This window comes from Pollutimonas bauzanensis (genome assembly GCF_900129885.1).
Taxonomy (GTDB): Bacteria; Pseudomonadota; Gammaproteobacteria; order Burkholderiales; family Burkholderiaceae_B; genus Pollutimonas; species Pollutimonas bauzanensis.
The window spans coordinates 483,242-507,371 of the sequence record NZ_FQXE01000002.1 but is presented as its reverse complement, the minus strand read 5'-3'; the positions used below and the strand labels follow the sequence as shown (position 1 = coordinate 507,371).

Annotated in this window: 22 protein-coding genes; 20 read left to right on the top strand and 2 right to left on the bottom strand. The window is 60.8% G+C overall.

Annotated features, from left to right (window positions below; genetic code table 11):
- Positions 1-27: 27 nt before the first annotated feature.
- On the top strand, positions 28-876 hold the full coding sequence (locus BUB23_RS05475; protein ID WP_073102065.1) for an oxidoreductase: 849 nt from the start codon (positions 28-30) through the stop codon (positions 874-876).
- Between the two features lie 76 nt (positions 877-952).
- Here the strand turns inward: BUB23_RS05475 and BUB23_RS05470 are convergent, their stop codons facing one another.
- Positions 953-1,951: an amidohydrolase family protein gene (locus BUB23_RS05470; RefSeq protein ID WP_245801170.1), complete on the bottom strand. Its 999-nt coding sequence runs from the start codon at positions 1,949-1,951 to the stop codon at positions 953-955.
- Between the two features lie 300 nt (positions 1,952-2,251).
- On the opposite strand from BUB23_RS05470, the gene BUB23_RS05465 reads away from it, so the two are divergent.
- The gene (locus BUB23_RS05465) at positions 2,252-2,983 is read left to right on the top strand and encodes a GntR family transcriptional regulator (RefSeq protein ID WP_084135775.1); all 732 of its coding nucleotides are present in this window, start codon (positions 2,252-2,254) and stop codon (positions 2,981-2,983) included.
- 3 nt (positions 2,984-2,986) lie between these two features.
- Here BUB23_RS05465 and BUB23_RS05460 read toward each other — a convergent pair whose 3' ends face one another.
- Positions 2,987-5,602, bottom strand: coding sequence for a CaiB/BaiF CoA transferase family protein (locus BUB23_RS05460; RefSeq protein ID WP_245801169.1), 2,616 nt, complete (start codon positions 5,600-5,602; stop codon positions 2,987-2,989).
- Positions 5,603-5,874: 272 nt separating this feature from the next.
- Here BUB23_RS05460 and BUB23_RS05455 point away from each other — a divergent pair, with 272 nt between their 5' ends.
- The 18 genes from BUB23_RS05455 (at position 5,875) to aldA (ending at position 24,095) form a co-directional block, all read left to right on the top strand.
- Complete coding sequence (locus BUB23_RS05455) at positions 5,875-6,783, top strand: SMP-30/gluconolactonase/LRE family protein (RefSeq protein ID WP_073102062.1); 909 nt, start codon at positions 5,875-5,877, stop codon at positions 6,781-6,783.
- A gap of 58 nt (positions 6,784-6,841) precedes the next feature.
- The gene (locus tag BUB23_RS05450; protein WP_245801168.1) at positions 6,842-7,972 is read left to right on the top strand and encodes a thiolase family protein; all 1,131 of its coding nucleotides are present in this window, start codon (positions 6,842-6,844) and stop codon (positions 7,970-7,972) included.
- A 2-nt stretch (positions 7,973-7,974) separates the two neighbouring features.
- Complete coding sequence (locus tag BUB23_RS05445) at positions 7,975-8,388, top strand: Zn-ribbon domain-containing OB-fold protein (protein WP_073102060.1); 414 nt, start codon at positions 7,975-7,977, stop codon at positions 8,386-8,388.
- An 11-nt stretch (positions 8,389-8,399) separates the two neighbouring features.
- Positions 8,400-9,269: an alpha/beta fold hydrolase gene (locus BUB23_RS05440; protein WP_073102201.1), complete on the top strand. Its 870-nt coding sequence runs from the start codon at positions 8,400-8,402 to the stop codon at positions 9,267-9,269.
- Positions 9,270-9,359: 90 nt separating this feature from the next.
- Positions 9,360-10,322, top strand: a complete 963-nt coding sequence (locus BUB23_RS05435) for a branched-chain amino acid ABC transporter permease (RefSeq protein WP_218598872.1) — start codon at positions 9,360-9,362, stop codon at positions 10,320-10,322.
- The gene (locus tag BUB23_RS05430) at positions 10,315-12,096 is read left to right on the top strand and encodes a branched-chain amino acid ABC transporter ATP-binding protein/permease (protein WP_245801167.1); all 1,782 of its coding nucleotides are present in this window, start codon (positions 10,315-10,317) and stop codon (positions 12,094-12,096) included. The genes BUB23_RS05435 and BUB23_RS05430 overlap by 8 nt, the downstream gene beginning before the upstream one ends.
- On the top strand, positions 12,083-12,790 hold the full coding sequence (locus BUB23_RS05425) for an ABC transporter ATP-binding protein (protein WP_073102059.1): 708 nt from the start codon (positions 12,083-12,085) through the stop codon (positions 12,788-12,790). The genes BUB23_RS05430 and BUB23_RS05425 overlap by 14 nt, the downstream gene beginning before the upstream one ends.
- Positions 12,791-12,845: 55 nt before the next feature.
- Positions 12,846-14,090, top strand: a complete 1,245-nt coding sequence (locus tag BUB23_RS05420; protein WP_073102058.1) for an ABC transporter substrate-binding protein — start codon at positions 12,846-12,848, stop codon at positions 14,088-14,090.
- Positions 14,091-14,104: 14 nt separating this feature from the next.
- On the top strand, positions 14,105-14,845 hold the full coding sequence (locus tag BUB23_RS05415; protein ID WP_073102057.1) for an NADPH-dependent oxidoreductase: 741 nt from the start codon (positions 14,105-14,107) through the stop codon (positions 14,843-14,845).
- 270 nt (positions 14,846-15,115) lie between these two features.
- The gene (locus BUB23_RS05410; RefSeq protein ID WP_084135770.1) at positions 15,116-16,312 is read left to right on the top strand and encodes an ABC transporter substrate-binding protein; all 1,197 of its coding nucleotides are present in this window, start codon (positions 15,116-15,118) and stop codon (positions 16,310-16,312) included.
- A gap of 83 nt (positions 16,313-16,395) precedes the next feature.
- Positions 16,396-17,265, top strand: a complete 870-nt coding sequence (locus tag BUB23_RS05405; protein WP_073102055.1) for a branched-chain amino acid ABC transporter permease — start codon at positions 16,396-16,398, stop codon at positions 17,263-17,265.
- The gene (locus tag BUB23_RS05400) at positions 17,262-18,284 is read left to right on the top strand and encodes a branched-chain amino acid ABC transporter permease (protein WP_073102054.1); all 1,023 of its coding nucleotides are present in this window, start codon (positions 17,262-17,264) and stop codon (positions 18,282-18,284) included. Before BUB23_RS05405 ends, BUB23_RS05400 begins: the two co-directional genes overlap by 4 nt.
- Entirely contained in the window at positions 18,281-19,063 is a 783-nt protein-coding gene (locus BUB23_RS05395) for an ABC transporter ATP-binding protein (RefSeq protein ID WP_073102053.1), read from the top strand. The genes BUB23_RS05400 and BUB23_RS05395 overlap by 4 nt, the downstream gene beginning before the upstream one ends.
- Positions 19,047-19,751 (top strand): ABC transporter ATP-binding protein, encoded by a 705-nt coding sequence (locus BUB23_RS05390; RefSeq protein WP_342743825.1) that lies wholly within the window; start codon positions 19,047-19,049, stop codon positions 19,749-19,751. Before BUB23_RS05395 ends, BUB23_RS05390 begins: the two co-directional genes overlap by 17 nt.
- 45 nt (positions 19,752-19,796) lie before the next feature.
- A complete protein-coding gene (locus tag BUB23_RS05385; RefSeq protein WP_073102051.1) occupies positions 19,797-20,798 on the top strand; it encodes a dihydroxyacetone kinase subunit DhaK in 1,002 nt (333 codons plus the stop codon).
- A gap of 1 nt (position 20,799) precedes the next feature.
- Positions 20,800-21,456: a dihydroxyacetone kinase subunit L gene (locus BUB23_RS05380; protein WP_073102050.1), complete on the top strand. Its 657-nt coding sequence runs from the start codon at positions 20,800-20,802 to the stop codon at positions 21,454-21,456.
- Positions 21,457-21,481: 25 nt separating this feature from the next.
- Positions 21,482-22,543, top strand: a complete 1,062-nt coding sequence (locus tag BUB23_RS05375) for an amidohydrolase family protein (RefSeq protein WP_143160887.1) — start codon at positions 21,482-21,484, stop codon at positions 22,541-22,543.
- 112 nt (positions 22,544-22,655) lie between these two features.
- On the top strand, positions 22,656-24,095 hold the full coding sequence (gene aldA, locus BUB23_RS05370) for an aldehyde dehydrogenase (RefSeq protein WP_073102049.1): 1,440 nt from the start codon (positions 22,656-22,658) through the stop codon (positions 24,093-24,095).
- Positions 24,096-24,130: the final 35 nt, after the last annotated feature.

Here is a 24,130-nt window from a genome sequence, read left to right as displayed (position 1 = left end):
GGCGCGCATTCATAAGGAAGATATCCGATGGAATCGTTGTCTACCCCTGTATGGTTTATTACGGGCTGTTCCAGCGGCTTCGGCAAGGAGCTGTCCAGGCTCGTGCTGGCGCGCGGCTGGCGCCTGGTCGCCACCGCGCGCGATAGCGCACGGATCGCCGATCTCGTGGCCGATGCGCCGGACCGCGCGCTGGCGCTGGACCTGGACGTCACCGACCCCGGCCAGATCGCCGCCGCCGTGGCGGCCGCCGAACAACGTTTTGGCCGGATCGACGTGCTGGTCAACAACGCGGGCTATGGCTACCAAGCTTCCGTGGAAGAGGGCGAGGAAGCGAAAATCCGCGCGCAATTCGATGTAAACGTGTTCGGCCTGTTCGCGGTGACCCGGGCAGTGCTGGCCGGCATGCGCGCGCGGCGCAAAGGGCACGTGATCAACATAACGTCGGTGGCCGGCTTTATCGGGTATCAGGGATCGGGCTATTACGCCGCCAGCAAGCATGCCATCGAAGGCTGGTCGGATGCGCTCGCGGCCGAGTGTAGGCCGCTAGGCATTGCAGTCACCTGCATCGAACCGGGGCCATTCCGCACGGACTGGGCGGGGCGGTCGCTGGTCCAGACGCCGAATCGCATCGAGGACTACGCCGCGACGGCCGGCGCCCGGATGCAAAGCGCCGTGCAGAACAGCGGTAAACAAGCGGGGGACCCCGCCCGCGCTGCCCAGGCTATCATCCAGGCCTACGAAAGCGACGATCCGCCGCGGCATTTCGTGCTTGGCGCGAGGGGCGTCGACGCGGTAACGCGCTCCCTGTCCACGCGCCTCGCCGAGGTCGAAGCCTGGAGAGACGCTGGAATTGCGGCGGACTTTCCTGCGGACTGAGCCGCCGGGCGCCAAGCCGATGCGCGGTTTGGCGCCTATCGCATCGGCGGCCGCCGATGCGAGCCCCTGGCCAGGCTCATCGAGCGGCAGGAACGGGGCTGCGTTGGTCGCCAGCCAGGCCGTAGAAGTCGGCGGCGGTGTCGTGAAACAACGAGGCGGTCTCCGTGGCCGAGGCGCCTGCCGCGAGGCGTTTGAAAGCGTTCCATAGAATGGAGTAATCGAAGCTGCCCTTGTCGACTGGAAAGTTGCTTTCGAACATACAGCGGCCGGCGCCGAACAACTCTAGGCAGGTTTCGGCATAAGGCCGTACGGCGGCGGCTATCTGTACCGAGCTGGGCGGGACTGGCAAGCGATGGAATTCGAACCCGAACAGCGGCATCCCGAATCCTCCTATTTTCATGAAGACGTTGGGGCAGCCGGCAAGTCTTTCCAAGGCGCCGCGCCACGCCATGAAGACATCCTGGCGTCGTCCCGTGTAGGGACCAATGGCGATAGGGCCGCCTAGATGGTTCAGCACGATAGGCGTACCGGGAAAATCGAGCGCCAGGGCGCGCAGTTCATCGAGCTGGGTATGGACCAGCCATGCGTCGAAGCTCAATCCCATGGGCGCCAGGTGGCGGAATCCCATTCGGAACATGGGGTCCGACAATACGCCGGCGGGCGGCCGGCTCGCCGATAATCGCAGCGATGGATCCGCATGCCAGACGGTGATATTGCGGATGCCGCGCAGCCGGCCGCCCGCGGCGGCTTGCTGGGCCTGAAGCGCGGGCACTACCGCCGCTCCCAGGCGCAAATCGGCGTATCCGACTATTCCCGCGCAAATATCGATGGCTCCCCCTGCGCGCTCTCCCTGCGAGCGCGCGAATTCGATTTCGCCGACAGGGCGTAGCGATTCCGCGCCGCTGGTCCGATAGCCGGTCTTGCACTCGATAAAGACCGTTGCGGTGATGTTGTGTCCCTGCCCTATATCCGCCAGCAGGTCGGAGCAGCCGTATGATTTCTCGGGAAACTCCCATAGGTGGTGGTGCGCGTCAATGATGGGCAGCCCGGGGTCGAGGATGTCTTCTCGTCGCAAGGCAAGCCAATCGGGGCGCACAGGGGTGTGAGGCGCCGGCGAAGGGTCAGGCTGGCGTGGCAAAAAATCAGGGGAAGCAATAACAGTCTCCGGGTAGGCAAGGTTGGGATGCGCAGTCTTCGCGTGTCGAATTTGCGCGGCCCCGGGTGTTGGCTGGCCGTCAAATTGTTCCGCCGCTGCGTTCATCCTGCGGGGCGTTGCATGGTCTGCAAGCGCCTTTATGGAAGGCCCTTATAATGGGCTGACAAAAGATAAAATATAATATAATTCAGATAAATACTAAAGGCATCCATTAGATATATGAATCCGACCGAAGGGCTCCAGAGCTTTGAGTTTGGCATGGACGGCGAACTGACTCGCGGGGGTGCGTTCAAGACCAAGGAAAATCAGGTTACCGAGTTTCTCCGGGAAGGCATTCTGGCCGGCTTCTTCCAGCGTGGACAAAAGCTGAGGCAGGCGGAAATCGCCAAAATGTTCAATCTTTCGATCACTCCCGTCAGAGAGGCCTTGAAACTTCTGGAGGCCGAGGGCTACGTGCATGGGGCTTCGCACCGTGGCGCGGTAGTCGCGCCTCTGGTGCTGGAGCAGGTCGAGGAATTGTACGAATTGCGCCTCGAACTCGAACTCCGGCTGGCGCGCATAGCGGCCAAGCGCATCACGGCGGAACACATAAAATCACTGGCCCGTATCAATGATGAAATGAAAGCGGCATTGAAGGCCAACGATATGCTCGCCCATCGCCGAAGCAATTTCCGCTTGCATTTTCGTTTGTATGAAATAGCCGATCAGCCTCAGACGCTGCATTTTGTCCGGATTGTATGGGCGAAATATCCTTTCGAAATGCTGGCGGCCATGCCTAATCGTCCTGCCGACGTGGTGGACGAGCATCAGATCATTCTCGACGCCTTGAAAACCGGCGATGCCAAAACGGTGGTACGGGCGCTCCAGGCTCACATCGAAAGCGGGCATCGCAAGTTCAAGAAGTGCTACGCCGACGAATTGCGCAAAAAGCTCAAGCAAGCCGGCAAGTAATTTTCAAATGACCCCCTGCTCTTGCAGGTCGGCGATCTCGGCTGCGGAGTACCCCAGCATCACGGATAATACGTGCTCGTTGTCTTCCCCATAACAAGGGGCGCCGCGGTCGATAGGGCCGCCGCTATATGCCGGCGTCTTGCTCAGCTTTACGGGAAATTCTATAACCGGCCAGCGGCCGATCTTGCTGCCGCTCACCTCGGTGAGCCATTCCAGGTGGGCCAGCTGGGGGTCGCGATCGCAGCGGTCGGCCGCGGTTTGGCAGACGCCGGCCGCCACTCCCGCCGCCTGCAGCTGATGCATGCAATGGAAAGCCTCTTGTCTTTCCGTCCAGGAACCAATCGCCGCGTCCAGGGCGTCCTGGTTTTCCAGCCGCGCCGCAAGCGTATTGAAACGCGGGTCGAAATTCAGTTCCGCCATGCCGGACACGCGCAGCAGGGCTGCCCAGTCCTCTTCGTCGAAGCAGGCGATCGCGATCCACCGGTCCTTGCCCGCGCAGCGATAGGCGCCATGCGGCGCGGCTGGCTTGTGCGGCGAACGATTGCCATAGCGCGTCCAGATGCGGTCATTGGCCGACCAGTCGAGTATGGCGGTCGCGGTTTGGAAAATCCCGGCTTCACACTGCGACGAGTCTATCCATTGGCCCTCGCCGGTGCGTTCGCGGTGATATAGCGCGCCCATCGCCGCGAGGGCGAAACCATAAGCCCCGACCCAGTCGAGATAGGAATAGCCCCATCCGGCCGGTGGCAGCGGATCGGGCAGTCCCGACATTTCCGTCGTCCCCGCGAACGACGCAGCCACCGGGCCGACCGTCCGGAAGCGTCCGTATTTTCCTATGCTGCCCATTCCCGACTGCTGCACGTAGATGATGTCGGGTTTTATGGACTTCAGGACGTCATAGCCGAGCCCCAGCCGCTGCAAGACCCCCGGCGAGAACCCTTCGGCCACGATGTCGGACTGACTTACCAGCGCTTTTGCGATCGCCAGCCCCTTGGGGTGGCGGATGTTGAGCGACATGCCGCGCTTGCCGGCGTTCTTGTTGTTGAACTGGCCGCCCATGTCCGGATCGGCGACGCCCGGAATGGGGCCCGTCGCGGCCTGCCTGGCGGCCCGCCCGCCAACGGGCGCCATGGCCGCCAGGCGGGTGTCCGGGTTTTCCTTCCATTCCACTTTGATGCTTTCCGCGCCCAGCGCCGCGAGAAAGCGAGTGCCTCCCGCCGATGCGAGAAACCAGGAGAAGTCGAGAATCCGGATTCCCTGCAGTGGAAACGGACGGCCGCGCGCGGACAGCTTGGGCGAGGGCGCGGCGGCCGCGGCTGGAAGCGCCTTGCCGGCTGCCGTCGTTTGGCCCCGGCCCGCCAATGCCTTCACTTCCTGTGTATGTTCGCCCAGCAATGGAGCGCGCTGGCCGACCTGCCATGCAGTCGCCGTACTCAGCCATTTGCTGGTCGGATAGCGGAAGCTGCGCCCGAGCTCCGGGTGCTCGATGTCGCTGAATGAATGGCGCAGCAGCCAGTGTTCGTCCTGCGCATTCTCGTGGGGCTTGCGTACGGGCGCCCACAGCAGGCCGGCGTCTTGCGCCTCGTGCCAGGGTAAATCCTTGTAGTCGTAAGACGCAATGAATTCCTGAATCACGTTCAGCGTATGCACCGATTCCTCGTCCATGGCGGCCGAGCCGGGAGTGTTGCGTGCAAGCATATCCGCGTTCTCGGGGGGCGCCTTGAGGTCGGAAGCCATGCCATAGCGATCGAGAAAGGGCACCAGCTTTGCCTTGTCGCGCGCGGATACGCCCCAGGCCATGTTCCAGCGCCCATCCCTGGTCGCGCTGATATTAGGCATTGGGTTGGGAGATTCGACGGCGTGGCGCGATGTCTGCCTGTAGAGTTCAGCATGGCGCATTACCCACGACATCAGATCGAGTTCAGTGTTCTTGGACACCGCTTCATGCACGGCGCAGGACAGATCCTGGCCTTCGCCGGTTTTTTGCCTGTGCATCAGCGCTGCCAGAATGCCGACCGCCGTTTGCTCGGCGGTTATGTGATAGGCGTGCCAGACTTGCGGGGCGATTGGCGGCAGCTCATAGTTTCCATCCGCGTCCATGTCATAGCCGCAGTTCATCATCACGCCGCCAAGCGCCAGATGAATCAGATCGGAGCTCTTGAAGTCCTTCCACGGCCCGCTGTCGCCAAAGGGGGTGATGCGCGCGCTTATCAATGATGGGAATAGCTCGTTCAGCGGCTGTTCGGGCTTGAGCTCAGACATGAGCCGCCCGCAAGTGCTGTCGAGCAATACATCGGCGCTGCCGACCAGCTGCATGAACACCCGCCTTCCCTCGTCGGTGTCCATTTCCAGGACGATAGAGCGCTTGCCCCGGTTGTACGCCCAGAAGAACAGCGATTTTTCCGGATCGCATTCATCGTCCGCGAACGGCCCGATCTTGCGGGTCGGGCTGCCGCTGGGCGATTCGACCTTTATTACCTCGGCGCCCAGGCCGCTGAGCAGCAAGCCGCAATATTCGCCGAGTTCGTCTGCGACTTCGATAACCCGGACTCCCGCCAGCATGCCTGGTTTGTTGGTGTCGACTGATTGAGCGGGATTGGATTCAGGGACGTGGGACATGGTTGCCTTTCAAGTGAGGATTTTCGGGCCAAGCGCAGGCTTCTTGAGCGCGTTCTGGGTAATAATTTATATATTATACAATGCATCAATTTAAAAATGAAAAGACAGGTTTTGCGGCCATGGCGATGGCGTTCTCAAGGTCCGCTGCCTCCGTGGACGGCATAGTCCGCCGATTTAATCGGTTGACTTTTATATAAAATATAAAATATCATGCATTATTCGTTTTTCACGAAGCATGTGCGGATATGGAAAACTACTGGAGACGAACGTAAATGAGCCCGGATTTCGAGATAATCAACTACCAGCGTTTCAGGCCCAGTCTTGTGGCGGCATCAAGGATAGAGCTGTTGCATTCGGGCATGCGCTGGGCGGAAGGCCCCGTTTATTTTGCCGATGGCGATTACCTGCTGTTCAGCGATATACCGAACAATTGCATTCTGCGCTGGGTCGAGGGCGGGGGCGTGACCACCTACCGCTACCCCTCTCATTTCTCGAACGGGAACACCCGCGATCGCCAGGGAAGACTCGTGACGTGCGAAAGCGGTTCGCGCCGCATCACGCGCACGGAATATGACGGCACCATTACCACGCTGGTCGACAGCTATGAAGGCAAGCGTCTGAATTCGCCCAATGACCTGGTGGTGCGTTCGGACGATACCATCTGGTTCACCGACCCGCCCTACGGCATTCTCAGCAACTACACCGGCGACAAGTCCGAAAGCGAACTCGGCGCCAACAATGTGTTTTGCTTCGACCCCGGAACCGGGGAGCTCAACATCGCCACAGGCGCAATGGTCAAGCCGAACGGCCTGGCGTTTTCGCCCGACGAGAAAATACTCTATGTGGCGGATACCGGGATTTCTCATCAGCAGGACGGGCCGCATCACATCATGGCGTGGGAAGTCGACGGCAAGCGGCTTAAGAATCCGCGGGTTTTCGCCGATATCGATCCGGGCGTTTCCGACGGCTTTCGTGTCGATACGGAAGGGCAGGTGTGGACGAGCGCGGGCGACGGCATTCATTGCTACGCCCCGGACGGCGAACTGATAGGAAAAATCCGCTTCCCCGAGGTGGTCAGCAACCTGACTTTTGGCGGCCGGAAAGGCAGCCGCCTGTTTGTGACGACGGCTTCCTGCCTGTACTCGGTGTTTGTCGGGCCAAGCGGCGCGCAGCTTCCTTGACCGCCGGAGCGGACTCGATTGAAAGCGTCAACCGTCACTGGATATGCAAAGGGCAAATATGAATGATTTCCGCGCGCTGAAAAACAAGATTGCCGTCGTGGGGGTGGGCAATACAAAATACGGCGACTTCCCCGATAAAAGCGACTATGGGCTCGGAGCTCAAGCCTTCAAGTCGGCAATCGCGGATTGCGGCCTGGACAAGAACCAGATCGATGGCCTGGTATGCTGCCGCGTTCCCTACTATGCGCGGATGGGCGAAGTCCTGGGCCTGAATCCTTCGTGGACCATCAGCCTGCCGGGGCATGGCCGCATGTCGGGCATGTCCATCATCGAGGCCATGATGGCGCTCGAGACCGGCGCCGCCAAGTATGTCGCGCTGATCTATACCAACATCGGCCGCTCGCGCAGGGTGAGCTATGGGGGCGAGGACAGCGCCAGCATATGGGACCCCTGGGGCTTTACGTCGCCCGGCGCCGCGCACGCCTTGATGTTCCGCATGCATATGCAGCGCTATGGCACGACGACGCGGCAGCTTGGCGAGGTGTCCGTGGCATTCCGCAATAATGCCATGCTCAATCCGGATGCGGTCATGCAAAAGCCGATCACGATCGATGACCATGAAACGGCCCGCCGCATTGTCGAGCCGTTCGGCTTGCTGGACTATTGCCTGATAAACGACGGAGCCGTCTGCATGATCATGACGACGGCGGAGCGCGCGCGCGATCTCGCAAAGCCCCCTGTATTGATTTCCGGGGTGGGCGCGCGCGATGGTTTCCAGCGCAGCTCAATATCGAATTTCGACGCGGATTTCTGGTACAGCGAAATCAGCGATGCGGGCGCGCAGGCGTATGGAATGGCGGGCTTGGGATGCAGCGATGTCGACGCCTTCATGTGCTACGACAACTTCAGCGCCACGGTGCTGTTCAGCCTCGAAGGGCTGGGCTATTGCGCAAGAGGCGAATCGGGCTCTTTTGTCGAAGGCGGGACGCTGGGGCTGAACGGCAAGCTGCCAACCAACACTGATGGCGGCCATCTTTCCAATTCCTATATGCAAGGCTGGGCGCTGAATGTCGAAGCGGTGCGGCAGATCCGCGGGGAATGCGGCGCCCGGCAGGTGCCCGGCTGCGAAGTGGTCCAGTATGTGGCGGCCACGCCTTGCACACGTTCCATTATTTATACGAAGGGCTGATTATGACGAGCATCCCCTATGACAAGCCTTTGCCAGTCCTGGATCCGCTGACCAAACCGTACTGGGATTTCGCATGGGCCCGCCAGTTGTCCGTCCAGCGCTGCCAAAGCTGCGGCGACCGCCATTTCCCGGCTTGCGAGGTATGTCCCGTATGCCTGTCCGACGACCAGCTTTGGGAAGTGGTGAGCGGGCGTGCGACGCTGGTTTCCTGGGTGCGTTTCCATCGCGCTTATTGGGATGGCTACCGCGCGGAGCTGCCCTACGACGTTTGCCTGGTCCAGCTGGAAGAGGGACCCCTCGTCTTGAGCAATTTCGGCTGCGATATTCCTGATGACGTGCATATGGGCCTGCCCATGCGCGCCGTATTCGAGCATGTAGCCGAGAGCGTGTCGCTGCTGCGCTTCGTGCCTGCATGACTGCGATGGAAATGCCTTTTTCCGAAGAACCATTGCTTCATCCGGGCGCGGTGATCGAGCGGCTCGAGGCGTCATGCCGGCGCGTTGCCACGCCTTGCGCCGGCGGGCAGATGACATGGCGCAGCTGGGGTTCGGGGCCGCTGCTGGTATTGCTGCACGGAGGCCATGGATCATGGCTGCATTGGATCCGCAGCATACCGGCCTTTGCCGCGACGCGCACGGTCCTCGTTCCGGATCTTCCCGGCTTGGGCGACTCCAGCGATTTCACCGGCGACGTGCCTGACGGCATCGCTGCCATCGTCGCCTCCGGGCTCGAACAACTGATTGTTGAAAGAACGCCATTCGATCTGGTGGGGTTTTCGTTCGGCGCGCTGGTGGCGGGGTATGTCGCGGCGCGGCTTGGGCCTCAGGTCCGTTCGCTCACCCTGGCCGGGCCCGGCGCGCTTGGCCTGGCCCGCCCCCGCATTGAACTCCTGGGCTGGACGCCGGATTTGCCTCCGGATCAATTGCGCGCGATACACAGGACCAACTTGCTGCGCTTGATGATCGCGCATCCCGAGAACCTCGACGCGCTGGCGCTGGAGATCCAGCAGAGGAACACGCTGCGGTCGCGCGTGCGCAGCCGCAAGGTCGCGAATACCGACGCGCTGGCCCGCGTGCTGCGGTCCTGTCCGCCCAAGCGGCTGAATGTCATCTGGGGAGAGCTGGACGCGGTGGCGTATCCGCATATCGAAGAGCGCGAGCGCTTTATCCGGTCTCTCTGCCCCGGGGCGACCTTCCACGTCGTGCCCGGCGCGGGGCATTGGGTGGCATACGAAGCGGCCAGGCAGTTCAACTCATTGCTTGCGCAGTATCTGGAATCCTCTCCGGAGAGCCGCTGATTTATCGGCTACCCGCGGCTCCAGGCCGGGAAGCAGGCCGCGGCTTTCGCGAGATCCAATCCTGGAACATAAAAATTATCGGAGTGGCGGATGGACCCTAGTTTGATCATTGTGGAAAATATTCTTCAGGCCCTTCTTACCGGAATTGTCGTCGGAGGGGTCTATGGCCTGCTTTGCGCGGGCCTGGGAATGATTTTCGGCGTAATGCGCGTCATCAATTTCGCCCAAGGGGAATTCCTGATGCTGGGGATGTACGCCTCCTTGTTCATCTTTACCCAGTTCGGCCTCAATGCGGCCATCGGTCCCGTGTTGGGGCCCGTCGTCAGCGCATTGCTGGCCGGCGTCCTGTTGTATGCGTTTGCGGCCATGCTTCATCCCCTGTTGCTGGCCAGGGTGACAGGCACGCGCGCCGCCGGCAGCGACGGTGATGGGCACTACCAGCAATTGACGCTGACATTGGGCTTGTCGCTGATCCTGCAAAACGGCGCGCTCATCCTGTTCGGCTCGGGCGCGAGGACCATCCAGACCTCGCTTACCTCGAGCGCCTGGGAAATCGGACCGCTGCTGGGCGACGATATCAGCGTCTTCCTGAACAAGGGGCGCACAGTCTCTTTTTTGGCGACCGTGGTGGTGGTCCTGGTGGTGGCGCTGTTCATCACCCGTTCGCGAACCGGGAAAATGTTGCGCGCCGCGGCCGACAACCCGGAGGCGGCCACATATATGGGCATTGACGTCGGAAAATCGCACCGTTACGCCTTTGGCCTGGGCGCGGCCATTACCGCCATCGGCGGGGGATTGATTGCCGTCAATTTTCCGTTTCATCCATATGTCGGCATCGAGTTCATCGTGATCATGTTCGCGGGCGTGGTGCTTGGCGGCATAGGCAGCATAGCCGGCGCATTCTGGGGGGGGCTCACGATCGGGCTGGTGCAGCAGCTGTCGGCCATCGTGCTGCCGGTGCAACTGCAGAACGCGGCGATTTTCGTCGTTTTTCTGCTCATTATTCTCTTGCGTCCCCAGGGGCTTTTCGGGAGGTCCGTAGATCGTGCTTAATGCAATTTTCTGGCGCGATAGAAGCGCGACCTTCCGAATCATTATCCTGGCGGCGCTGTATCTAGCCGTCTCCTTCTCGGTAAGCAATCCGTATTATCTTCTGATGCTCACGATCGTGCCGATCTGGGCCACGCTGGGCGTGTCATGGAATATCTTCAGCGGCTACTCCGGCCTGGTTTCGTTCGGGCACGCCGCATTTTTCGGGCTGGGCGCCTATACGGTGGCGCTGCTGTCCGAGAAGCTCGCCATTTCTCCATGGATGGGCATTCCGATAGCCACCGCGGTAGGGGCCATGGCCGGCGCATTGATCGGCGCGCTGACTTTCCGGCTCCGCGGCCATTATTTCGGCCTGGCCATGCTGGCCTATCCGCTGGCGCTGCTCTATGTGTTTGAATGGCTGGGCTATCAGGAGGTCGCGATTCCGATGCGGCGCGAGGCGCCGTGGGCCTATATGCAGTTTTCCGATACCCGCTGCTACGTTGTGCTGGCGATCGCGCTGCTGATCATTGCCCTGCTCATCAGCCTGCGCATCAGCAAGTCGCGTTTCGGCTTGTCGCTGCTGGCCATCAAACAGAACGAACTGGCCGCCGATGCTTCGGGGATCAATCCCTTCAATTGGAAGCTGATGGCGCTGGTGTTGTCCGCGGGCATAGCCGGCGCCGCGGGCGGCCTATATGCGGTGGTGCTGCTGATTGTTTCGCCGCCGGCGGTCTTTGGTCCGCTCATATCGGCGCAGGCAGTGATTTTCGCCTTGTTCGGCGGCGTGGGCACCGTTGCGGGCCCCGTGATCGGCGCCATTACGCTGGTGCCGATCAGCGAGTACCTGAGCGCCCAACTGGGTGACAAGCTGCCTGGCATACAAGGCGTCGTCTATGGCCTGGCCATCGTCCTCGTCGTCATCATGGCGCCCGAGGGGATATTGTTCAAGGCATTGGCCTTTTTCAAGCGCCAGCGGGGGGCCGGAACGACTTCCGATGCCCTCCCTCCCATGGCGCCGCCGGAAAAAGCGCTCAAGAGGACGGCATCGCCGCGCGGCAATGATATTGCCCTGTCGGCCAAGGGGGTGTCCAAATCGTTCGGCGGCCTCGCGGCGGTCCAGAATGTATCCTTCGACGTCTACCGGGGCGAGATCCTGGGCATCATAGGTCCCAATGGCGCCGGCAAGACCACATTGTTCAATTTGATAAATGGCATCATTCCGGTATCGGAAGGCAGCGTCATCCATGAGGGGCGGGATATTGTCGGCCTCCGGCCCCACGAGATCTGCAGAATCGGCATTGCCCGCACATTCCAGGTGGCGCGGCCCTTCGCCAATCTGAGCGTTCTGCAGAATGTGGTGGTGGGCGCATTCGCCGGCGAGCCGGGCGACGAGAAGGCTTATGCCTATGCGCGCGACGCGGTGGCCCGGGTAGGCCTCGAGGCCAATTCGGAATCGCTGGCAGGCGGTTTGTCGACCATACAGCTGCGCTTGATGGAACTGGCGCGCGCCCTGGCATCGCGGCCCAAGGTCCTGTTGCTCGATGAGATCCTGGCGGGACTCGGAGCCGACGAGGTCGAGCTCATGATGCATGCCATTCAGGGCATCCAGGACGAGGGCATAACAATCGTCATCATCGAACATACGATGCATGCCATGGTCCGCCTGGCCGATCGGCTTCTCGTGCTTGACCATGGAACCGTCCTGGCGATAGGCGATCCCGCCACTGTCACCAGCGAACAAGCCGTGATTGATGCCTATCTGGGCAAGAAATGGAGCGCTCATGCTAAGCGTTGAGAATTTATCCGTATCTTACGGCGGGCTCAAAGCGCTGCATCAGGTCAGCGCCAAAGTCGGCGAAAACCAGTTTGTCGCCGTCGTGGGCCCCAATGGGGCCGGCAAGACGACGTTGTTCAAGGCGATTTCCGGCACAGTGCCGATAGACTCGGGCAGGATCACCTTCCAGGGTCAGGATCTTGCCGATGTGCCGGCGTCGCGCCGCGCGCTTCTGGGCATTGCCCATGTGCCGGAGGGCCGGCAGGTATTCAAGAGCCTGACCGTGCTTGAAAACCTCGAAATGGGCGCTTGCAGCAAAGACGCCCGCGACAACTGGGCGCACAGCCTGGAGCAGATCTATGCGCTGTTTCCCCGGCTGTTCGAGCGGCGCGGGCAATTTGCGGGAACGCTGTCCGGCGGCGAGCAGCAAATGGTGGCGATAGGCCGGGGTTTGGCGGCAAGGCCCAAATTGCTGATGTTCGACGAACCGTCCATGGGGCTGGCGCCGGCCATCGCCGATGCAATCTTTGAAAAAATCGAAACGATTTACCGGGAAAACAAGATTTCGGTCTTGTTGGTGGAGCAGCGCGTGGCCGAGGCGCTTGAGAATTGCGACTATGGTTACGTGCTTCAGTCGGGAAGGGCGGTTCTCGAGGGCAAGCATAATGTGCTGATCAGCGATCCAACAGTCAAGCGCGCCTACCTCGGGATGTGATTCAAGCGTGCCGGCGCAGGCAAAACATTATGTCTAATAACTAACAGGAGATGATATGAGTTCCAAACGATTGTCAGGATTGCTCGGGCCGCTGAGCGCGGCACTGGCGGCGGCCGCGATGGCGGCGGCGCCCATGGCGGCATCCGCCGAACCCCAGGCGGTCAAGGTTGCGGTGATCGTGCCGTTGTCGGGGCCTTGGGCCCGCAGCGGAGAAGTGCATCTGATGGGGGCAAAGGCGGCCGTCGAGGACATCAATGCTTCGGGAGGCATCAAGGCGCTGGGCGGGGCGAAGATGGAACTGGTGGTGGCCGATGCGGGCGACAGTATTGAAAAGTCCAAGAACGCCGCGCAAAGACTGGTGGCGCAAGAGCCCGATCTGATTGGCGGCACCGGCGCTTTCCTGAGCTCATTTACCTTGGCGATCACTGAAGTCACCGAGCGGGCCAGTTTGCCTTGGCTGACCCTGTCGTATGCCGATTCGTTGACGAGCCGGGGCTATAAGTATGTCTTTCAGACTTCCGCGCCGGCCAGCGTGCAATCCGAAAGCATGCTTCCCATCATTACCAAGCTGGCGCAGCAAGTGACGGGAAAACCGGCGAAAACGGTCGGCATTGTCATGGACAATACGGCATCGCAGGTCAGCTTCACAAAGCCGATGCGCGAAGGCGGGCTGGAACGGGCGGGCCTGAAGCTGGTCACCGACGAAGTGTTCACACCGCCGCTGTCCGATGCAACATCACTCGTGCAAAAGCTGCGCAATACGCGACCCGACTTTGCGTTGATGATGCCCTCGACCGTGCCCGACGCGAAACTGCTGCTCGAAAAGGTCAGGGAAATGGGGCTGGGCAAGGGGCGCATTCCATTGATAGCCTCGGGCGGCAACATGGTAGTGCCCGAGCTGCTCAAGATCGTCGATAAAGAGACGCTCGAGGGCTTGATCGTCGCGGTGGCCAATTGGCCGGGAAAGGGCTCGGAGGCCTTGGTGGAGGCGTTCAAGAAACGCACTGGCGAGCCATGGATGACCCAGGACTCCCTGTCGACCTACGGCGACATATGGATATTCAAAGAGGCCTTGGAAAAAGCCGGCGTGGCCGATCGCAAGAAGGTCGCCGAGGCCATGCGGTCGATGGACACGGACACCGGCCCTTCAGCCTACTATCCGGGCGAGCGCTTGCGCTTTGATGAAAAAGGCAGGCGCGTAGGCGCCGAAGTGGTCCTGGTGCAGTGGCAGGATGGCCTGCCGGTCCCCGTGTATCCCCCCAACCTTGCGCTCGGCGAATTGAAGTGGCCTAAGCGGTAAATGCGGCGGACCCGATGAATCAAACGATACGTACGATACATGCGCACCATAGCGTGCGAAGCTATACCGATGCTCCGGTCGCCGAGGAAATGCTGGAGCAGGTGATCGAGGGGGGATATCGCTGCCCGACATCCTTCAATGCCCAGCATGTATCGGTGGTGGTGCTGCGTTCGCCCACAACGCGCGCCCGCATCGCGCAGCTCGGCGGCAACCAGGCGTGGATCGCGCGCGCTCCTGTATTCATCACCATGGTCGCGGACTTGAACAAGACCATGGCGGGCGTGAGGGCGGCCGGCGGGCAGCAGGTCGCCCATAAAAGTGTCGAACTGCTGGTTGCGTGCAGCATCGATGCGGGCATCGCGCTGGGCAACATGATGACGGCGGCGCGATCGCTGGGCCTGGGCGTCGTCCCTATCGGCGGAATTCGCCGCAATCCCCAGGCCATGATAGAACTGTTGAAGCTGCCGAGCCTGACTTTCCCCCTCTGTGGAATGTGCCTGGGCCATATCGACGAAGATGGCCCGCGCAAGCCCCGCCTGCCGATGGCCACTTTCCGGCATGACGAGTTTTATCGGCCGGAAGCCATCGAGGCAGCCATCGAGCCCTACGACAGGACACTGATGGAGCACTGGAAAGCCGTGGATCGCGCCGACGGCTCATCTTGGTCGGAAAATCTCGCCGAGCACTATACAAAAAACTATTTCCCCAATGTGAAGCCGGTAATCGAAGCGCAGGGCTTCACCCACGAAATGTAAGAGCCGGCGCCATATCCCGAAGCGCCGCTGCGGCGGCCCGGCGCTGGCAGCCCGGCCGGTCCGGTTTCGGCCGCGGCCGCGATCTTGCCGTCCGCCGAAAAAAAACATCACCGAAGGGCCGGCCGGCAAGTCCGCTACCGGCGAGCCCGAACCGCGGGCGGGCGGTTTAAGCACCATTTGTCCGGGGTTGACACTGCATTAGCGATCCGGTATCTTCCATTTATATAAAATGCATTGTGCATACTGCTTAATATAAAACAAGGAAAGAGCATGTTGAGGAAGACATTCAGGAAAGCAACATCGTTGACGAGAATCGTCGCGGTCACACTCAGTGGATGCTGCGCACTGGCGACTTTTTCGCCGGCCCGCGCTCAGGAGGAACTCAAGATAGGAATAATTGCCGCGCTCTCGGGCGGCGGCACCGCCTGGGGGCTCAGCCTGCAGCGCGGCGTGCAGATCGCATTGGATGAAGTCAATCAGCAGGGAGGGCTGAAGGTCGCGGGCAAAACCTACACGCTCAAATCGGTAGCCTATGATGATCAATACAATGCGGCGCAGGCGAGGACTGCCGCCGAGCGCCTGGTCAACCAGGAAAAAGTGAAGATCATCTTCGGTCCCGTCGGTTCGCCGGGGGCGCTGGGCTCTTTGCCGGTGACGCAGCCGGCAAAGGTGCTGCAGTTCGTCGATGGCTATGCGCCAGCCATCCTCAAGAATGAATGGAAGGGGGCTTACATCTTCCGCGTCGGCAACAGCAATCGCGAATTCGCCGAGCCCATCGTCAAATGGATAAAGCAAACCATGCCGGAGATCAAGAAGGTCGGCATGATAGTCCCCAACGATGCCACAGGGCAGGCGGCGGTCCCCATCCTTGCCGAGGCCTATAAGAAGCACGGCTACGAAGTCTGGACGGAATACTACGAGCGCGGATCCAAAGAATTCACGCCGCTGCTGGTGCGCATGATGTCCCAGAATGTCGACCTTTTCGAACTCAACAGCAATGCGCCTGGCGAAGCGGGTCTCCTGGTCAAGCAGGCCCGCCAAGTGGGCTTCAAAGGCACGATTCTGCAATCAGGCGGCGCCGGCATCGAAGAAGCGATAGAAATCGCGGGCCCCTTGGCAGAAGGTTTCTTGAAATATGACGTCATTGATTCAAGCCTGCCCCAAGTCAAGGCGTTTCTTGACGTCTACAACAAAAAATATAGCGGGATCATGGGCGGCCTGGCTCCTGTCTACTACAACGCCACGCATATAGTGCTGGAGGCCATCCGCCGCGCCGACTCCCTCGACACAAGCAAGATCCGCGACGAGATCGAGAAGCTCGGCGGCTACGAAGCTCCCATTTTCGGCAAAGTCATCTGGACCGGCAAGGACGACTACGGTGTGGATCATCAGTTATTTCATGCCTTCCTGATCAAGGAAGTGAAAGACGGCAAGGGCATTGTGAAAACTATTGTCACATCGCAATAGTCTCGCCCGCCGGGTCCCTCATCCCGCCGTCGGCAGGGGGCGGCCCGGCATCTGATCCGTAGTTCCATTCCAAGGGTTTACTCATGTTTTCGCAGACTGTCCTCGCGCAGGTCATCGTCAATGGCATAGGCCTAAGTTCGATCTACATTCTTGTGGCGCTGGGCTTTACACTGCTCTTCGGCATCATGCGTGTCGTCAATTTCGCCCATGGCGCCTTCGCCATGCTGGGCGGATATGCGCTGTATTTCGTTTACGGAGTCTGGGGCGTCCCCTACATCATCGCCGCCCCGGCCGCGGCATTGGCGGTCGCAACCAGCGCCCTGGTATTGGAACGGCTCGTCTACCGCCATTTCTACCAGAAGATGTTTCAAAGCATGATAGGTCTGCTCGGGCTGGACATGGTCCTGATGTTCACGGCCGTTTTGCTCTGGAACGCGCATGAGCGGTCGGTGCCGCCCGCGATCAGTGACATTCTGCAAATCGGCGGCGTCATAATCCCCGCCGATAAATTGCTCATCGCCGCCGTCGCGATGGCGACCCTTTTGGCTTTCTATCTGTTTACCCACTACACGCGCTACGGACTTGCCATGCGGGCCGCCGCCCAGGATGTCGAGATCGCCAAGGCTCAGGGAGTCAACACGGCAACCATTTATCGCCTGGCCTTTTTCATAGCGATTTTCATGGCGGCGCTTGCGGGAGGATTTTACGCGCAGACATATGCCCTGTCCCCCCTCATGGGCGAGCGTCCCCTGATGATGGCGTTCATCGTCGTGATATTGGGAGGCATGGGCAGCATACCGGGCGTCGCCCTCGGCGGCCTCCTGCTGGGCTTCTCGGAAAGCTTCCTTTCGACCTTCTACGGCGGATCCACATCCGTTTTTGTTTCCTTTGGCGTGGTGATCCTGTTATTGATCTTCCGGCCATGGGGCTTGCTAGGGACTCCAGAAGAATGAACACCCGCAACGCTACCGCGCAACCCATAGAAACACTTCCAGGGGCGACGTCGAGAACGCCTGCGCGCAAGCGCAACATAGTTGCCATCGCTGTTCTCGCCGGCCTGGCAGCCCTTCTGGTGCTGCCGCTCATCATTGTCGAGCGGTTTGCGCTGACCATCAGCATTATGGTTTTCATCACGGCCATAGCCGCGGCGTCCTTGCATCTCATCATACGGACCGGGCATATTTCACTTGGGCATGCCGCGTTCATGGGCATCGGGGCCTATGTATCCGCTTACACGACGATGAAGCTCGGGGTGCCCTTCGGACTGGCCATCGTGCTTGCCTTTGCGGCTCCCGCCGCGCTGGCGTTGATTATCGGTCCTCTGGTGCTGCGCCTTACCGGCAAGTATTTTGTCCTGGTGACCTTCCTGCTCGGCGAAATCATACGCATGATATTCGTTGAATGGGGAAGCGTGACCGGGGGCGGCAACGGCATATTCGGCGTGCCTGCGCCGTCTCCCGTCTTTCTCGAACCGATGGCCTTCTATTACCTTGCCCTCGGTTTTGCCATTCTCATCATCGGCTTCATCGCCAGGATACTCACTTCGGAGGTCGGCCGGACCATGGACGCCGTCCGGGAAAGCGAGCAGCTTGCGAAGTGCTCGGGCGTGCCCGTTCTGTGGCTCAAGGTCACCATATTTGCGTTGGGTTGCGGCCTGGCGGGAATCGCCGGGGCGCTTCAGGGCCATTTCCTGCGCTATATAGATCCCACCTCGTTTTCGATCATTCAATCCCTCAATCTCGTCGTCATGAATGTGATCGGCGGAATGTACACCCTGATCGGCCCCCTGATCGGAACCGTTTTCCTCGTCGTGCTGCCAGAGCTCCTGCGCGGCTATGTCGAGCTGCAGCGCATTCTCTTCGGCATCATCATTATCCTCGTGATGGCGTTTTTCCCAGGCGGCCTGGCGGACTTCGGCCGCAAGGCCGTTGCCGGATTAGGCAAACGTATGAAAGCCAGGGGGCAGCCATGACCCGATTGCTTCAAGTCTCGGCGCTTACCCGCCGTTTCGGCGGCCTTACCGCCGTGCAAGACCTCACATTCGATGTGGGCGAGCGCGAAATCCTTGGCATTATCGGGCCCAATGGCGCCGGCAAGACCACCGCGATCAACCTGGTCAGCGGCGTCATCCAGCCCAGCGGGGGGAAAGTCGTTTTCGGCGGCCAGACCATCACCGGCTTGCCCGCTTACCGGCTGGCCCGCAAGGGGCTGGTCCGCACATTCCAGTCCACCACCGTCTACGGCGAACGTTCCGTGCGTGAAAATGCCTTGCGTGGCGCCTATCTCAGTCTGTATCCGGGCTTCTTCAATACGGTTTTCAATTCGGCCAAGGCCAGAAAAATGCGCGCCCGGACCGAGGACATAGTCGACGAGCTGCTGGCATGGCTCAGCCTCACCAGCGTAGCGCACGCAGCCGCTGGCAGCCTGCCTTATGGCTATCAGAAGACTCTGGGCCTGGCTATCACCCTCGCATCGCGTCCACGGCTGGTCATGCTCGATGAGCCGGTCGCGGGACTCAGCGCCGAAGAAGCGGACCACATCCGCGACACCATCCTCAAGATCCGCAGCCGCGGCATTACGGTCATCGTAGTCGATCACAATATGCGTTTCATCAAAGGCCTGTGCGATCGGGTGCTGGTCATGAATCAAGGCCATGAACTCGCGATGGGCTCTCCGGCAGAAGTTCTCGCAAATCCCAAAGTCATCGAAGCTTATCTCGGGAGAGGCCATGCCGCTGCTCACACTAACTAATGTCCAGGTCCACTATGGGCAGATCAGAGGAACGCACGATGTCAGCCTTTCCGTCGAAGAAGGGGAGATCCTGGCTCTTGTCGGAAGCAACGGCGCTGGAAAAAGCAGCACCCTGAAGGCTATCCTGGGGATGGTGGCCTACCCCGTCGGAAGCATTATCTTCAATGGCGCGGATCTCCATAAGCTGCAGCCATCCGACATCGTCCGCCTTGGCGTGGGATACTCGCCCGAAGGGCGACGGGTCTTTCCTCAACTTACCGTCATCGAGAATCTCCGGATGGGGGCCTTCACGCGCCCCGCGCAGGAGCATGCGGAACGCATCGAACAAATGTATGCCTACTTCCCCCGCCTGCGCGAACGTTCCGGCCAGATGGCGGCCAGCCTGAGCGGCGGAGAGCAGCAGATGCTGGCCATAGGCCGGGCGCTCATGTCCCGGCCCAAGCTGTTCCTGCTGGACGAGCCCTCGCTAGGCCTGGCCCCGATCATTGTCGAGCGCATCGGCGACATCCTCGAAGAGATCCGCCAGACGGAGAAGCTGACGGTAATTCTGGCCGAACAAAATTCCCATTGGGCCATGCACCTGGCATCGCGCGCCGTGATCCTGGAACTCGGACGCAGCATCAAGACGGGACCGACGAGCGAACTCCTGCTCGACGAAAGCGTGCGCAGCGCCTATCTGGGCGTTTGAACCTGGGATAACGACGATGGCGACACGAATTTCCACTGAGGCAATATGAAGAAAATCCTGAACAATCCTTCGGATTATGTTGATGAAATGCTCGATGGGCTTTGCCTGGCGCATCCCGAATACTATGCCCGCCTCGGAGAGGCCGGCCGTGTGATTGCGCGAGCCGGCGGCCCCCGCCAAGGCAAAGTCGCCATTGTCTCCGGCGGGGGATCTGGCCATTTGCCGCTGTTCACCGGCTATGTGGGCGACGGCTTTATCGATGCCTGCGCCATCGGAAACGTTTTCGCAGGCCCGAGCATCGGCGATTGCGTGGCTGCCATGCGGGCGGCCGACGGCGGCGCGGGCGTGCTGCGCCTCTATGGCAATTACGGCGGCGACAGGATGAACTTCGACATGGCCGGCGAACTGCTGGAACTCGAAGCTATGGAAACCACCACGGTCCTGGTGGCCGACGATATCGCCAGCGCATCCAGGGCGGAACGGCATAAGCGGCGCGGTGTGGCCGGACTGGTCTATGTTTACAAGATCGCCGGCGCAAAAGCCGATCAATCCGGCGCGACTCTCGCGGAGGTATCGCGAGTCGCGCAAAAGGCCGCGCTGGCCTGCGGCTCCATAGGCGTGGCGTTGGCGCCCTGCGTAGTCCCCGAGGCAAGAAAGCCGACCTTCACGATAGACGACGATGAAATGGAAATGGGGATGGGCATTCATGGCGAGCCCGGAATATGGCGGGGGAAACTGGCCTCGGCCGACACCATGGCCGCCGAAATGCTGGAGCGGCTGTGCGCGGACATGGATATCGCCCGCGGCGAACGTGTCTCGGTGCTCATCAATTCACTGGGTGCGATTCCCCTCGAAGAACTCTACATCCTCTACCGCTATGTTGCGCGGGAGCTGGCCGCGAAGGGGCTCACGGTCGTCGCGCCCCTGGTCGGCCGCTATGCGACCTCGATGGAAATGTCGGGCGCGTCGATAACCTTGCTGCAGCTCGACAGCGAACTCGAGCAGCTTCTGGGCCGCCCTGCGAACTGCCCTTTCTGGAGGGTCTGATATGCCTCTGACCGTAGACATTCTCCGCTCCGCCCTGGAGCGCTGCGCCGCCAGGCTTGAAGAGACGGCCCCCGACCTGAACGAGCGCGACGGACAACTCGGCGACGGCGACCTCGGCGCCACATTGATGAAGTGCGCCGCGAACCTGCGGGCGGCGCTCCCGGAATTGGGAACCGACATGGGGCAGGCCTTCAAGATATGCGCGATGGCCTGCTCGCGGGCATCGGGCTCCAGCTTCGGCACCTTGCTCGCCATCGCTTTCCTGACGCTTGCCAAGCGCACGGAAAAGCAAAAGGACGTCCCATGGGCGGACCTGCCGGGCCTGTTGCAAGAGGCCCTGGACGCCATGTCCGCGCGAGGCGGCGCGGTCCTGGGGGACAAGACCGTGCTCGACGCGCTGGCCGCCGCCATCGAGGCCATGCGCAACCTCGATGATGCCCAGGCCCAATATGCGGCGGCGCGCGCCGCCGTCGCCGGCGCGCTCGACGACTTTCGCGGAAAACCCAACCGTATCGGGCGAGCCCGCATGTTCGCAGAACGGTCGGTCGGCATGGACGACCCCGGCATGATCGCCTTCCAATACATGCTGGAAAGCCTCCAGCCGGAACGGCCGGATTCCCCGGAGACAGGCTCCCATCGCAAGCCAGCCACATTTTGATACATCGATACGAAGGAATATGTCCATGAGCATCTTCATGAATGATCAGCCCGGCGGGCCAGGCCAATTCGGACGGATTTTCGCGCCCGACCAGCAATGGCTGAAAAGCCATCCGGCCGAAGCGATTCTCGATCCCGACCTGCCCATCATAGATACGCACCACCATCTCTGGGATCCCCCCGGCAACCGCTATCTGCTCGACGAACTCCTCGCCGACCTTCAAAGCGGACATAACGTAGTCTCGACCGTATTCGTCGAATGCAATGCGATGTATCGGCATAAGGGCCCCGTGGAAATGCAGCCCGTCGGAGAAACCGAATTCGTCGCGGGCATTGCCGCAATGAGCGACAGCGGCAACTATGGGCCCACCCGTATCGCCCAGGGCATCGTCGGGTTTGCCGATCTGAAGCTGGGAGACCGCGTAAGGCCCGTGCTCGATGCCCATATCGAGGCGGGCGGCGGCCGCTTCCGGGGCATACGCTACGCCACCGCCTGGAATGCCAGCGATATCATCGGAAACAGCCATTCCGCTATTGGCCCTGATAATCTGCGCCATCCCGACATCCGTGGCGGCCTCAAGCAATTGTCATCCCTGGGCCTGTCGTTCGATGCCTGGGTATTCCATAACCAGCTGGCGGATGTCGTCGACATCGCGGCAGCCTTTCCCGACTTGAATATCATTGCCGGCCACGTCGGCGGCCCGCTGGGCTACGGCCCTTACCTCGGCAAGCGCGACGAGGTCTTTGCAAGCTGGAAAGCATCGGTCACGGAACTGGCCAAGCGTCCCAATGTGTCCATGAAGCTGGGCGGCATGCTGATGCGGCTGGGCTCTTTCGACTATCTCGCGCGCCCGGCGCCCTTGTCGTCGAGCGAACTGGCGGCCCACTGGCGCCCCTACATGGAAATATGCATCGAACTGTTCGGGGCGGACCGGTGCCTGTTCGAGAGCAATTTCCCGGTCGAGAAAATGGGCACGAGCTATGCCTTGCTCTGGAACGCGTTCAAGCGTATAGCCGGCGATGCGTCGGAAAGCGAAAAGCAGGCGCTGTTCAACGGCACGGCACGGCGCGTTTATCGGCTGGATTGAAGGCCGGTTCATCGAACAACGATTGTTACGAATAATATAAATTATCTTATCCAACCGCCTCTTGGCGCGGGCCCCGCGCCAGAAGAGCATGGCATGCAAGGGACAGCAAATAATGGAAATGCATAAAAATTACGTCAATGGAAAATTCATCGCGCACGGCGGAGGCGACAGGATCGCCGTCCTGAATCCGGCGCGGGGCGACGTCGTGGGCGAAATCCCGGACACGTCGCAAGACATCGTGCAGCAGGCGATAGATGCGGCCAAAAGCGCGCAAATTCCCTGGGGCAAGCGCCCCCCGATCGAACGGGCGGGGCATCTGCGGCGCATCGCCGCGAAGATCCGGGAGAAAACCGAGGTGATTGCCACCGCGATCTCGCAAGAACAGGGCAAGGTGCTGGAGCTTGCGCGCGTGGAAGTGGCGTTTACGGCGGACTACCTCGACTACATGAGCGAGTGGGCGCGGCGGATGGAGGGCGAAATCATTCCCAGCGACCGCGCGGGCGAGAATATCTTCATGTTCCGCCAGCCCATCGGGGTGATCGGCGGCATCCTGCCCTGGAATTTCCCGTTTTTTCTGATCGCCCGGAAAATGGCGCCCGCGCTCATCACCGGCAATACCATCGTCATCAAGCCTAGCGAAGAAACGCCGAACAATGCCGCGATGTTCACTCAGTTGCTGGCTGAAACCGATCTGCCCGCCGGCGTATTCAATATGATCTACGGACGCGGCGCAACGGCAGGGCAGGCCCTGGCCGGCAGCCCCGATATCGGCATGATCAGCTTCACTGGCAGTGTCGAAACCGGATCCGCCATCATGGCCGCCGCCGCCAGAAATATCACGAAAGTCAATCTTGAATTAGGCGGCAAGGCGCCCGCCATCGTCATGGACGACGCCGATATCGATCTCGCCGTCAAGGCGATCACGGCCTCCCGCGTCATCAATAGCGGCCAAGTATGCAACTGCACCGAACGGGTCTATGTGCATAGCCAGGTGGCCGATGAATTCACGTCCAAGTTTGCCACCGCCATGCAGCGGACGAGCTATGGCGACCCTCTGGGGAAAAAGCCGGTGGACATGGGGCCGCTCATCAACGCGGCGGCCGCCCGCAAGGTCCAGGGCATGGTGGATCGCGCCATCGCAGGCGGGGCGCAAGCGGCGACCGGAGGCAGCATGATAGAACAGGATGGCGGCTTCTATTTCGAGCCGACGGTATTGGTCAACTGCCAGCAGGACATGGAGATCATGCACAAGGAAATCTTCGGTCCCGTCGCCCCTGTCCACATCATCCACGATCTGGACGAAGCCATAGCGAAGGCCAACGACTCGACCTATGGCCTGACATCATCGATCTATACGCGCAATCTGGGCAGCGCCATGCGGGCGGCAAACGAAATCCGCTGCGGCGAGACTTATATCAACCGCGAGAATTTCGAGGCGATGCAAGGCTTTCACGCCGGAACGGCGCGCTCGGGCATCGGTGGCGCGGATGGCAAGCATGGCCTCTATGAGCATACGCAGACTCACATGGTCTATATCCAGAACGAGTCCTGATCCGGGAACCTCCGCCGATTGCCGGGCGGCGCGGG